The organism is Streptomyces sp. V4I8 (assembly GCF_041261225.1).
Taxonomy (GTDB): Bacteria; Actinomycetota; Actinomycetes; order Streptomycetales; family Streptomycetaceae; genus Streptomyces.
In genome coordinates, this window is sequence record NZ_JBGCCN010000001.1 from 2,112,081 (window position 1) to 2,124,374 (window position 12,294).

10 protein-coding genes are annotated in these 12,294 nt (G+C 68.7%); 2 read left to right on the forward strand and 8 right to left on the reverse strand.

Translation table 11 applies throughout. The features are described from left to right. Window positions 1-40: 40 nt before the first annotated feature. The 3 genes from ABIE67_RS09540 to ABIE67_RS09550 form a co-directional block, all read right to left on the reverse strand. On the reverse strand, window positions 41-700 hold the full coding sequence (locus ABIE67_RS09540) for a vitamin K epoxide reductase family protein (RefSeq protein ID WP_370255855.1): 660 nt from the start codon (window positions 698-700) through the stop codon (window positions 41-43). Between the two features lie 213 nt (window positions 701-913). Beyond that, on the reverse strand, window positions 914-2,176 hold the full coding sequence (hisS, locus tag ABIE67_RS09545; RefSeq protein WP_370255856.1) for a histidine--tRNA ligase: 1,263 nt from the start codon (window positions 2,174-2,176) through the stop codon (window positions 914-916). A gap of 11 nt (window positions 2,177-2,187) precedes the next feature. Next, entirely contained in the window at window positions 2,188-2,898 is a 711-nt protein-coding gene (locus ABIE67_RS09550; protein ID WP_370255857.1) for an MBL fold metallo-hydrolase, read from the reverse strand. Between the two features lie 180 nt (window positions 2,899-3,078). Here ABIE67_RS09550 and ABIE67_RS09555 point away from each other — a divergent pair, with 180 nt between their 5' ends. Both ABIE67_RS09555 and ABIE67_RS09560 read left to right on the forward strand, forming a co-directional pair. Beyond that, window positions 3,079-3,897, forward strand: a complete 819-nt coding sequence (locus ABIE67_RS09555) for a peptidylprolyl isomerase (RefSeq protein ID WP_370255858.1) — start codon at window positions 3,079-3,081, stop codon at window positions 3,895-3,897. 135 nt (window positions 3,898-4,032) lie between these two features. Further along, complete coding sequence (locus ABIE67_RS09560; RefSeq protein WP_370255859.1) at window positions 4,033-5,262, forward strand: DUF349 domain-containing protein; 1,230 nt, start codon at window positions 4,033-4,035, stop codon at window positions 5,260-5,262. Between the two features lie 63 nt (window positions 5,263-5,325). On the opposite strand, the gene relA is transcribed toward ABIE67_RS09560, so the two are convergent. From relA to yajC, 5 genes are all read right to left on the reverse strand, one after another. Further along, window positions 5,326-7,866 carry a GTP pyrophosphokinase gene (gene relA / locus ABIE67_RS09565; RefSeq protein WP_370255860.1) on the reverse strand — a complete coding sequence of 847 codons (2,541 nt, stop codon included), beginning with the start codon at window positions 7,864-7,866 and terminating at the stop codon, window positions 5,326-5,328. A gap of 339 nt (window positions 7,867-8,205) precedes the next feature. After that, a complete protein-coding gene (locus ABIE67_RS09570; protein ID WP_370255861.1) occupies window positions 8,206-8,745 on the reverse strand; it encodes an adenine phosphoribosyltransferase in 540 nt (179 codons plus the stop codon). Continuing rightward, window positions 8,742-9,854, reverse strand: coding sequence for a protein translocase subunit SecF (gene secF, locus ABIE67_RS09575; RefSeq protein ID WP_370255862.1), 1,113 nt, complete (start codon window positions 9,852-9,854; stop codon window positions 8,742-8,744). The genes ABIE67_RS09570 and secF overlap by 4 nt, the downstream gene beginning before the upstream one ends. Window position 9,855: 1 nt before the next feature. After that, entirely contained in the window at window positions 9,856-11,607 is a 1,752-nt protein-coding gene (gene secD / locus ABIE67_RS09580; protein ID WP_370255863.1) for a protein translocase subunit SecD, read from the reverse strand. A 133-nt stretch (window positions 11,608-11,740) separates the two neighbouring features. Next, entirely contained in the window at window positions 11,741-12,238 is a 498-nt protein-coding gene (yajC, locus tag ABIE67_RS09585; RefSeq protein WP_370255864.1) for a preprotein translocase subunit YajC, read from the reverse strand. Window positions 12,239-12,294: the final 56 nt, after the last annotated feature.

Consider the following 12,294-nt stretch of genomic DNA (forward strand, 5'->3'; position numbering starts at 1 on the left):
AAACCCTAAATCACCGCACTGACATCGAGCTCCGAGCGGATCAGGCGGCCCAGAGCTGGCTGCCCCAGCGGGTCAGGATCAGCATGGCGATGACGCCGCAGTGTGTGACCGGGAGCACCCAGGTGAACTCGGCGAGGAAGTTCTTCAGCGGGCGCGGGGCGGGCAGGAAGCCGTTGCGGATGTTGAAGGAGGTCACGTACCAGAACATGGTGAGCGTGGCCACCCAGGCCAGCGAGCACCACAGGCAGAGCGCGCCGATGTTGTAGAGCGACTGGTACATCAGCCAGGTGCAGAAGGCGACGCCGAAGAGGGTGCCGAAGTTGAAGGTCAGCCAGTACCAGCGCGGGAAGCGGGCGCGGGCCAGCAGGGTCATGCCGACGCAGATGACGATGCCGTAACAAACCAGGCCGAGCATCGGGTTGGGGAACCCGAAGACGGAGGCCTGCTTGCTCTGCATGACGCTGCCGCAGGAGACGATCGGGTTGAGGCTGCAGCCGGGTGTGAAGGTCGTCCCCGCGATCTTGGCCTCGAGGATCTTGAACTTGTCGATCGTGATGACCCACGCGGCGAGCACCCCGGCCGCGCCGGTGATGACCAGCAGCAGGGCGAACGCACGGCTGCCGCCCAGCACTTGCGGCGGTGCTTCGGCACGCTCCGGCTCGGGCTCGGTGGAGACGTCTCTGACTGTCGTCTTGCTCATCACGCCGATTCCGTCACTTGAGAGTTGGACCTTCCCCGGACACGGCACATTGTGCCGTACACACGCGCGTGCCCGCCGTTCACCGGAGATAAGGAAAAGCGCGCGACTGTGTCAAGGCACTCGGTTCAGGACACCGACGGGACAGCGAAGGGCGGGGACCAACCGGCCCCCGCCCTCCGGAATTCAGCGCTCCGGAAATCGGCGCTCCGGAAATCAGCCCAGTCGGGCTTCCAGCTCCGCCACGATCTCGTTGACGCCGACGGCCGCCTGCTCACCGGACTCCATGTCCTTGAGCTGGACGACGCCCTCGGCGAGGTCGCGTTCGCCGGCCACGATCGTGTAGCGGGCGCCGCTGCGGTTGGCGTTCTTCATGGCGCCCTTGAGGCCCTTGGCGCCGTAGGAGAAGTCCGCCGCGATGCCGTTCTTGCGCAGCTCGGTGACCTTGGCGAACAGGACCCGGCGGGCCTCCTCGCCGAGCGGGACGGCGAACACGCTGGTGGACGCGGGGAGTTCGAGCTCCACGCCCTCCGCCTCCAGGGCGAGCACCGTGCGGTCGACGCCGAGCGCCCAGCCGACGGACGGCAGCGCGGGGCCGCCGATCATCTCGGACAGCCCGTCGTAACGGCCACCGCCGCCCACCGCGGACTGGGAGCCCAGACCGTCGTGGACGAACTCGAAGGTCGTACGCGTGTAGTAGTCCAGGCCGCGCACCAGCTTCGGGTCGTCCTCGAAGGAGACACCGGCCGCGGTGATCAGCTCGCGGACCTCCTCGTGGTACGCCTTGCAGCCGTCGCAGAGGTAGTCGCGCAGGAGCGGGGCGTCCCCGAGCTGCTTCTGCACCGACTCGCGCTTGTCGTCGAGGACGCGCAGCGGGTTGATCTCCGAGCGGCGAAGGGTGTCCTCGTCGAGGTCCAGGCCGCGCAGGAAGTCCTGGAGCGCCGCTCGGTACACCGGGCGGCATTCCTTGTCGCCCAGGCTGTTCAGCAGGATGCGGAAGTTGCTGAGGCCCAGCGAGCGGTACGCCTGGTCGGCCAGGATGATCAACTCGGCGTCCAGGGCCGGGTCCTCGGCGCCGATCGCCTCGGCGCCCACCTGGGAGAAGTGCCTGTAGCGGCCCTTCTGGGGGCGCTCGTAGCGGTAGTAGGAGCCCGAGTACCAGAGCTTGACCGGGAGGTTGCCCGCCTTGTGCAGGTTGGCCTCCAGGGCCGCGCGCAGGACCGAGGCCGTGCCCTCGGGGCGCAGGGCGAGCTGGTCGCCGCCCTTGGTCTCGAAGGCGTACATCTCCTTGGTCACGATGTCGGTGGACTCGCCGACGCCGCGCGCGAACAGCTCGACGCTCTCGAAGCCGGGCGTCTCGATGTAGCCGTAGCCGGAGTTGCGCAGGGGAGCCGCGATCGCCTCACGGACGGCCAGGAACTTGGCGGAGTCCGGCGGGATCAGGTCGTACGTGCCCTTGGGGGCCTTGAAGGTGCTCACGGAAGGTCTCGTCACATTCCTCGTCGGGGAGCGTCGACATGCGCTCCCGGGCCGGCGGCCACCTGCCGCAGATAGGGGTTGGTGGCGCGCTCCTGGCCGATGGTCGTCTGGGGGCCGTGGCCGGACAGCACCACGGTCGAGTCGTCGAGCGGCAGGCACACGCGGGCCAGCGAGTCGAGGATCTCGGCCATGTCACCGCCGGGCAGGTCGGTGCGTCCGATGGAGCCGGCGAACAGCAGGTCGCCCGAGAAAAAAATCGGAGGGATGTCCGCCGACTCGGGCAGGCCGAAAGTCACCGACCCCTTGGTATGGCCGGGTGCGTGCGCGACGGAGAGCTCCATCCCCGCCAGCTCCAGCCTGGCGCCGTCGGTCAGCTCCTTGACGTCGTCCGGTTCCCCGATGGTCAGCTCGCCCATCAGCTGCATGCCGATGGAGCGGCCGAGCGCCTTCTCGGGGTCGCTCATCATGTACCGGTCCTCGGGGTGGATCCAGGCCGGCACGTCGTGCGCGCCGCACACCGGGACGACCGAGGCCACGTGGTCGAGGTGGCCGTGGGTGAGGACGACGGCGACGGGCTTGAGCCGATGCTTCTTCAGTGCTTCCTCGACTCCGGGGGCCGCTTCGTGGCCCGGGTCGATGATCACGCACTCCTCACCGGCGGCGGGGGCGACGAGATAACAGTTCGTCCCCCAGGCCCCGGCGGGGAACCCGGCAATGAGCACGATCGTCCTTCGTTTGTGTCGACACGAGTGGTTTGTCGGCGGGCTCCGCCTGTGGTCAGAGCCTACCGGCGCTGCCGATTCCTCAGCGAACCCATATACGGTACGGGGCACACGCGGGCGGTCGGCTCACACCACGCACGCGTACCGGTCGCCACACACGACGCATGAGGAGAGAACCCGGTGGTCAGCCAGGAACAGCGGCGGCGTCAGCTCGCCCGGGAGAAGTTCTTGCGGCAGCAGCAGCGGCGCACGTCCGCCCGGCGCAAGGCGCGCATGCGCAACTCGGTGATCGCGTCGGTGCTCGGCGTCGTCGTGATCGGCAGCCTCGCGCTGTACACGACCGGAGTCCTCAAGGGGGACGACGACAGCAAGGAGAACGCGGGCGCGGAGGTCACGCCCAGCGCGACCAGCAAGGCCCCGGACCCGTGTGAGAAGCCCGCCGAGGGCAAGGTCGAGACGGCGACCTGGAAGAAGGAGCCGGCGCTGACCATCGACAAGTCGGCGAAGTACACGATGAAGCTCGCGACGACCTGCGGCGACATAGACATCGCGCTGAAGGCGTCGGCCGCGCCGCACACCGTGAACTCGTTCGACTTCCTCGCCGGCAAGGGCTACTTCGACCACTCCAAGTGCCACCGGCTCACCACCAACAACATCTACGTGCTGCAGTGCGGCGACCCGACGGGCACCGGAACGGGCGGGCCCGGGTACAACATCCCGGACGAGAACCTGAAGGACAAGAGCCTCAAGAACAACATCTACCCGGCGGGCACCATCGCGATGGCGAACACCGGGCAGAAGAACTCCGGCGGCAGCCAGTTCTTCCTCGTCTACCAGGACAGTCAGCTTCCGCCGAGCTACACACCGTTCGGTACCGTTTCCGAATCCGGCATGAAGGTTCTCAAGAAGATTGCCGACGCCGGCGAGAGCACCGGCCAGGGCGACGGGGCGCCGAATGCGACGGTGGTCATCAACAAGGCGACGGTCACCAAATCCTGACCGCCAACTGCGAAATTTCGGTCGCGCGGGATGCGGACAGGCAACCCGCCGGTCGCCTATGTTGGCCGTGACGAAACTGTGGACGATGCCCGGGGGAACACAAGCCCCACGCAGGCATCATGTGGAGGAGGCGCTGTGAGCAGCGACCCGTGGGGCCGCGTCGACGAGACGGGGACCGTGTACGTGCGTACGGCCGACGGCGAGCAGGTTGTCGGCTCTTGGCAGGCAGGCACTCCTGAAGAGGCGCTGGCCTATTTCGAGCGCAAGTACGAAGGCCTGGTTGTCGAGATCGGCCTCCTCGAGAAGCGGGTGAAGACCACCGACCTGTCGGCGAAGGACGCCCAGACCGCGATCGACCACATTCGTGAGCAGGTCGACGCCCATCACGCGGTCGGTGATCTGGACGCCCTGAAGACCCGGCTGGACAAGCTGGTCGAGACGGTCGACAAGCGCCGCGAGGAGCGCAAGCAGCAGCGGGCGAAGCAGTCGGACGAGGCGCGCCACGCCAAGGAGGCGCTGGTCACCGAGGCCGAGGAGCTGGCGCAGTCCGACCAGTGGCGGGCCGCCGGTGAGCGGCTGCGGGCCCTGGTGGACACGTGGAAGGGCCTGCCGCGGCTCGACCGCAAGTCGGACGACGAGCTGTGGCACCGCTTCTCACACGCCCGGTCGGCGTTCTCCAAGCGCCGCAAGGCGCACTTCGCGCAACTGGACGCGCAGCGCGAGGAGGCCCGTAAGACCAAGGAGCGGCTGGTCTCCGAGGCCGAGGCGCTGTCCGGGTCGACCGACTGGGGTCCGACGGCGGCCCGCTACCGCGAGCTGATGTCGGAGTGGAAGGCGGCCGGCCGCGCCCAGCGCGAGCACGAGGACGACCTGTGGAACCGCTTCCGCGGCGCCCAGGACATCTTCTTCGCGGCCCGCAGCTCGGTCTTCGCCGAGCGCGACGCCGAGCAGTCCGAGAACCTGAAGCTGAAGGAGGAGCTGGCCGAGGAGGCCGAGAAGCTCTTGCCGATCGGCGACCTGAAGGGCACGCGTGCCGCCTTCCGCTCGATCAACGAGCGCTGGGAGGCCATCGGCCATGTGCCGCGCGACGCCCGCCCCAAGGTCGAGGGCCGGATGCACGCCGTCGAGCGGGCCATCCAGGAGGCCGAGGAAACCGAGTGGCGCCGGACCAACCCGGAGGCACGCGCGCGTGCCGCTGGGCTGACCGGTCAGCTGCAGGCCGCCGTGGACAAGCTCAGGGGCCAGATCGAGCAGGCCCGCGCCCAGGGCAACAACGCCAAGGCCGACAAGCTGGAGCGTGAGCTGGAAGGGCGTCAGGCGCTGCTGGACCAGGCTCTGAAGGGCCTCCAGGAGTTCGGCGGCTGACGGACGCGGTCATGAGAGAGGGGCTCCCGTACATCACGTACGGGAGCCCCTCTCTCGTATGCCTTACGCCCGGCTGCGCGCCGACGTCACGCGGTACACGTCGTACACGCCCTCCACTCCCCTGACCGCCTTCAGGACGTGACCGAGGTGCTTCGGGTCGCCCATCTCGAAGGTGAAGCGGGAGGTGGCGACGCGGTCGCGGGAGGTCTGGACGGCCGCGGAGAGGATGTTGACGTGCTGGTCGGACAGGACGCGGGTGACGTCGGAGAGGAGCCTGGAGCGGTCCAGGGCCTCGACCTGGATGGCGACCAGGAAGACCGAGGACTGGGTGGGCGCCCACTCGACCTCGAGGATGCGCTCGGGCTCGCGGGACAGTGACTCCACGTTCACACAGTCGCTGCGGTGAACCGATACTCCGCTACCGCGCGTGACGAAGCCTATGATCGGGTCGCCCGGTACGGGCGTACAGCAGCGGGCCAGCTTGACCCACACGTCCTCTACGCCCTTGACGATGACGCCCGGGTCGGCGCTGGAGCGGCGCTTGCGGCTGCGACCGCGGGCCGGCGGAACCGACTCGTCGATCTCCTCCGTGGCGGCTTCCTCGCCGCCGAGGGCCTGGACGAGCTTCTGCACGATGTTCTGCGCGGAGACATGCCCCTCGCCGATCGCCGCGTACAGCGCGGAGATGTCGGCGTAGCGCATCTCGTGCGCGAGGGTGACCAGGGAGTCGCCGGTGAGGATGCGCTGGATCGGCAGGTTCTGCTTGCGCATCGCGCGGACGATGGCGTCCTTGCCCTGCTCGATGGCCTCGTCGCGGCGCTCCTTGGAGAACCACGCCCGGATCTTGTTGCGGGCGCGTGGCGACTTCACGAAGCCGAGCCAGTCGCGGGAGGGGGCCGCGCCGGCCGCCTTGGAGGTGAAGACCTCCACCAAGTCGCCGTTGTCCAGGGTGGATTCGAGCGGTACGAGCCTGCCGTTGACCCGCGCCCCTATGGTGCGGTGGCCGACCTCGGTGTGCACGGCGTACGCGAAGTCGACAGGGGTCGCCCCGGCCGGGAGCGCTATGACGTCGCCCTTGGGGGTGAAGACGAAGACCTCGTTGCGGGACAGGTCGAAGCGCAGGGACTCCAGGAACTCGCCCGGGTCCTCGGTCTCCTTCTGCCAGTCCAGCAACTGGCGCAGCCACGCCATGTCGTTGAGGTGGTCGTCCTTGCCCTTGCCGGACGACTTGGGCGCGTCGGTGCGGACCTTGGAGGCGCCGGCGACGGCTTCCTGCTTGTACTTCCAGTGCGCGGCGATGCCGTACTCGGCGCGGCGGTGCATGTCGAAGGTGCGGATCTGGAGCTCGACGGGCTTGCCGTTGGGCCCGATGACCGTCGTGTGCAGCGACTGGTACATGTTGAACTTGGGCATCGCGATGTAGTCCTTGAACCGGCCGGGGACCGGGTTCCATCGCGCGTGCACGGTGCCGAGGGCGGCGTAACAGTCGCGGACGGTGTCCACGAGGACGCGGATGCCCACCAGGTCGTAGATCTCCGCGAAGTCGCGACCGCGGACGATCATCTTCTGGTAGACGCTGTAGTAGTGCTTCGGGCGGCCGGTGACGGTCGCCTTGATGCGGGCGGCCCGCAGGTCCTGCTGGACCTCGTCGGTCACTATGGCCAGATACTCGTCACGCTTCGGTGCCCGCTCGGCCACCAGCCGTACGATCTCGTCGTACATCTTGGGGTAGAGGATCGCGAAGGCGAGGTCCTCCAGCTCCCACTTGATGGTGTTCATGCCGAGGCGGTGGGCGAGGGGCGCGTAGATCTCGAGGGTCTCGCGCGCCTTCTTCTCCTGCTTCTCGCGCTTGAGGTAGCGCATGGTGCGCATGTTGTGCAGGCGGTCGGCGAGCTTGATGACCAGGACGCGGGGGTCCTTGGCCATGGCGACGACCATCTTGCGCACGGTCTCGGCCTGCGCGGCCTCGCCGAACTTGACCTTGTCGAGCTTGGTGACGCCGTCGACGAGGAGGGCGACGGAGTCGCCGAAGTCGCGGCGGAGCTGGTCGAGACCGTACTCGGTGTCCTCGACTGTGTCGTGCAGCAGACCCGCCATCAGGGTGGCCGGATCCATGCCCAGCTCGGCGAGGATCGTGGTCACCGCGAGGGGGTGCGTGATGTACGGGTCGCCGCTCTTGCGCTTCTGGCCGCGGTGCCAGCGCTCGGCGACCTGGTAGGCCTTCTCGATCTGGCGGAGAGTGGCGGTCTCGATCTTCGGATCGTTGCTGCGGACTATCCGCAGCAGCGGCTCCAGCACCGGGTTGTACGGGTTGGAGCGCTGGACGCCGAGACGGGCGAGGCGGGCCCGCACGCGGTTGGAGGAGCCGCTTCGGGCGGGCTGACCGGCGGACGGGCGGGCCGCGGGCGTGTTGACGGGCCGCTCGGGCGGGAGAGGCTTGGGTCGCGTCTGCTCGGCCGGCTTGTCGACGGGCGCGGACTGGGCGTGCTCGACCGTCCCACGCGAGTCGTTCTTCGCCTGCGGCGCCTTCGGCGCGGGCTTCGCCGCGGGCGCCGAGCCGGACTCGGGCTTGGCGGCGGTCAGGTGCTGGGCCTCGTCTGGCAAGAGGACTCCTCGTGCGCGATCCGGGTCCCCCGATCAGGCTCCGGAGGTCCCATGGTAGCGATCCTGCGCCCCAGGATCGCCTTCAGGCCGATGTGAGGGCCGTCTACCGGAGAAACGCGAGGGGCTGCCGCCCGCATTCCGGAGTGCGGCTCCGGGGTGTCCTGGGGGTGCTCGAGGCCGTGCGCGAGGGCTGGGGAGCCTTGGGGCCCTTGGCGGCTGCGGCGCCCATGTGGCTGGTCACGCCCACGCGGCGGTGCCGCAAATCGTTACAGCCCCGCGCCCCTCGGAGACGCGAAACGGCCGCCCCAACTGCACTGGGACGGCCGTTTCGTATCGCGCTCAGATCACCAGCAGCGCTTCCAAAGGGGCTCCTGCCAGAGACGGTTCCAGGCGGGCTCGACCGCCCAGGAAACCGAGTTCCATCAGGACGGCGAAGCCTGCGACGTCCGCGCCCGCCCGGCGGATCAGCTCGATCGAGGCCTCCGCGGTGCCGCCCGTCGCCAGTACGTCGTCGATGACGAGGACGCGGTCGCCCGCGGCGAGGTCCTCGGCGTGGACCTCGATCTCCGCGGAGCCGTACTCCAGGTCGTACGCCTGGCTGAGGGTCGCCCCGGGGAGCTTGCCTGCCTTGCGTACGGGGATGAAGCCGAGGCCCGCGCGGACGGCGACCGGGGCGCCGAGGATGAAGCCGCGGGCCTCGAGGCCGACGATCTTCGTGGCGCCGGTGTTCCCGGCGATCTCGGCCAGCGCGTCGGTGAGCGCGGTGAACGCCGCCGGGTCCGCCAGGAGCGGGGTGATGTCCTTGAACATCACGCCCGGCTCCGGGTAGTCCGCCACATCACGGATGCGGCTGAGCAGGAGCTCCTTGATGCCGGTCATCGGCGCTTCCCCGAGGGTCGGCCACGGCCGCGGTTGCGGGACGCGGGCTGGTTGCGGGGGCCGACGACCGCGGGGCCGGCGTCCTCCAGCTCGTCGCCGAAGGGCTCGTCGGTGGCCGGGGCGTCCGGCGCCTCGCCCTGCGCCCGCTTGGCGAGCACCCGCTTCTTCAGGGCCTTCATCTGCGGCTCGCGCTCCTTGAGGTCGGCGACGAGCGGGGTGGCGATGAAGATCGAGGAGTACGCACCGGCGGCGAGGCCGACGAACAGCGACAGCGAGATGTCGTTGAGCATGCCGGCGCCGAGGAAGCCGCCACCGATGAACAGCAGGCCCGCCACCGGCAGCAGTGCGACCACCGTGGTGTTGATGGAGCGGACCAGGGTGCTGTTGATCGACCGGTTGGCGATGTCGCTGTAGGTCCAGCGGGTCTGCTTGGTGATGTCCTTCGTCTGCTCCTTGAGGCTGTCGAAGACGACGACCGTGTCGTAGAGCGAATAACCGAGGATGGTCAGCAGACCGATCACCGTGCCCGGCGTGACCTCGAAGCCGACGAGGGCGTAGATGCCGACCGTGATGGTGATGTCGTGGATCAGGGCGACGAACGCGGCGACGGCCATGCGCCACTCGAACGCGATCGCCAGATAGATCACCACCAGGACCAGGAAGATCCCCAGGCCCTGCCATGCCTTGTTGGCGATCTGCTCACCCCAGCTGGGGCCGACCAGCTCGCCGGTGACGTCCTTCTCCGCGACGCCCAGGTCCTTGGCCAGCTGCGCCGAGACCTTGTCGGCCTGGTCGGTGTCGATGCCGGCGACCTGGATGCGCAGCGTGGCCTTGTCGCCGCTGCCGAGCTTCTGGACGATCGCGTCGTGGCCGGAGGCCTTTTCCGCGTACTCCTGTGCCTGGGAGACCGAGACGCTGGTCGTCGGGGTGTTGAAGACCGCGCCGCCCTGGAACTCGATGCCCATGTTCAGGCCGCGCACCGCCAGGCCGACGATGGCCATGATGGTGATCAGGATCGAGAGGCCGTACCAGATCTTGCGGTTGCCGACGAAGTCGTAGCCGACCTCGCCGCGGTGCAGTCGGGCGCCGAGGGTGCCGAGCTTCGACATCTCACGCCTCCTTCGTCTCGACGGGGGCGGAGGGACGGCGGGTGCGGCGCAGCGGCGGCTGGGCACCCAGTCGCTTGGGATCGAGGCCGGACCAGCTGTGACCGCTGCCGAAGAACTTGCTGCGGGCCATGAGCGTCAGCAGCGGCTTGGTGAACAGGAACACGACGACCACGTCGAGCAGGGTGGTCAGGCCGAGCGTGAACGCGAAGCCCTGGACCTTGCCGACGGTGACGATGAAGAGCACCGCGGCGGCGAGGAACGACACGAAGTCCGAGACCAGGATGGTGCGCCGGGCTCGCGGCCAGGCACGCTCGACGGCGGGGCGCAGCGAGCGGCCCTCGCGGATCTCGTCGCGGACGCGTTCGAAGTACACGATGAACGAGTCCGCCGTGATGCCGATGGCGACGATGGCACCGCAGACGGCCGGCAGGTTCAGCGCGAAGCCGATGGCCGGACCGAGCAGCGACATGATCGTGTAGGTCAGGGCGGCGGAGACCAGCAGCGACAGGATGGCGATGATCGACAGGCCGCGGTAGTAGACCAGCAGGTAGATCACGACCAGGGCGAGACCGATGGCACCGGCGATCAGACCGGCCTTCAGCTGCTCACCGCCGAGCGCGGCGGTCACCGTGGTGACGCTGTCCTCCTTGAAGGTCAGCGGCAGGGCGCCGTAGGACAGCATGTTGGCGAGGCTCTCGGCCGACTGCTGGGTGAAGTTGCCGGAGATCTCGGCGTTGCCACCCGTCAGGGCCTGGTCGACGGAGGGGTCGGAGACGACCTCGCCGTCCAGGACGATGGCGAACTGGTTCTGCGGCGGCTGGTTCTTGGCGAGCTTGCCGGTGATGTCGGCGAACTTCTTGCCACCCGCGTCGGTGAAGTCCATGGTCACGGTCCAGCCCGCGGCGTTCTGCGCGTTCCAGACGGCCTCGGACTTGTCGACGTCCGTGCCGTCGACCTCGGCGGGACCGAGGATGTACTTCTGCCACTGGCCCTGCGAGTTCTGGCCGCAGGCGACGGTGGGATCGGTCGGCTTGACGCCGTCGCCGGCCTTGGCGCGGACCGCCTCCTTCGTGCAGTCCAGCTTGGCGTACTGCGCTTCGAGCGCGCTGCTCGCCTGGTCGCCGGAGGGGCTGCTGCTCGCGGACGGAGAGGCGCTGGAGGAGGCGCTCGTCGACGGCGTGGGATCGGCCTTCAGGGCGTCGGTGACCGCGCGGCCCTGCGTGGTGGAGCTCGCCGACGGGCTGGTGGAGCCGGAGGGGGACGCGGAGGAGGTCGCCTTGTCCGTGGGGTCGCCCGACGCGCTGCCGGAGGCGCTCGGCGTGGGGGTGGCCGCCGCGTCGCCGCCGGAGATCTCGGTGGTGAGGACCGGGCGGAAGTAGAGCTTCGCGGTGGTGCCGACCTGGTCCCGGGCTTCCTTGGAGTTGGTGCCCTTGGGGATGTTGACGATGATGTTCGCATCGCCCTGGGTCTGTACCTCGGACTCCGAGACACCCAGACCATTGACACGGCGTTCCATGATCTCGACCGCGGTGTTCATATTGGTCTTGTTGATCGCGGATTCCTGGCCGGGCTCGGCCACCGCGCGGAGCGTGATGCTCGTGCCGCCGGCCAGGTCGATGCCGAGTCGCGGCTTGGTGTGCCCCGAGGCGAACATCCCTCCGGTGAGCGCCGCGATGGCGATCAGGATGAGGGCCAGCGAGCGCCCTGGCTTGCTCTGGGCGCTCGCGTTCCGGCCCTTCTTAGGTGCTGCCACCTTCTCGTACTCCCTCTCGGGCCGCCTCGCTCCGGATCAGACGGGCGGGCGGCCATGACATGGTGTCGGGATCCCGTGCGAGCTCAGCATGCCCGAGGGCGCGCAGGCGTGGCCCGCGCGCCCCGGAGCATGGCTACTTCGCGTCGGAGTCGCCGTCGGTCTTCTTCGGCTCGTCGTCCGTCTTCGCCTCGGCGGACACGGCGTCGGCGGACTCCTCGGCCTCGTCCTTCTCGTCCTTCTTACCGAGGTCGACGGACTTCTCGTCGGAGTCGGCGGCAGCGGCGGGCTCGTCGGTCCCGGTGAGGGAGGAGGCGTCGTCCGGGACGACGTCGGACTTCAGGTCGTGCTCGATGCCGTGCACGATGCGGTTGTACTCGTCGTCGGAGAGGACGGCACCGATCGCGTTCTTGGCGAAGAGGAGCTCCACGCCCGGGCCGGCGTCAACGAGGACGGTGTCCTCGCTGACCTCCTTGACCGTGGCGTACATGCCCCCGATGGTGCGGACACCGGATCCGGGCTGCATCTGGTTCCGCATGTCGGCGGCCTGCTGCTGCTTCTTCTTGGCCGACCGGGTCATCAGGAACATGGCCCCGATGAGCACGATGAACGGGAGGAGGGTCACGAGACTCACGGGTCGGAACTTCCTTCACACGACCGCGATGGTGAGCGGCCTGATGGTTGGGGGTA

Coding starts and splice junctions, on each gene's coding strand:
- ABIE67_RS09540 (WP_370255855.1), bottom strand. CDS start 700: ATGAGCAAGACGACAGTCAGAGACGTCTCCACCGAGCCCGAGCCGGAG.
- ABIE67_RS09570 (WP_370255861.1), bottom strand. CDS start 8,745: ATGACCGGCATCAAGGAGCTCCTGCTCAGCCGCATCCGTGATGTGGCG.
- secF (WP_370255862.1), bottom strand. CDS start 9,854: ATGTCGAAGCTCGGCACCCTCGGCGCCCGACTGCACCGCGGCGAGGTC.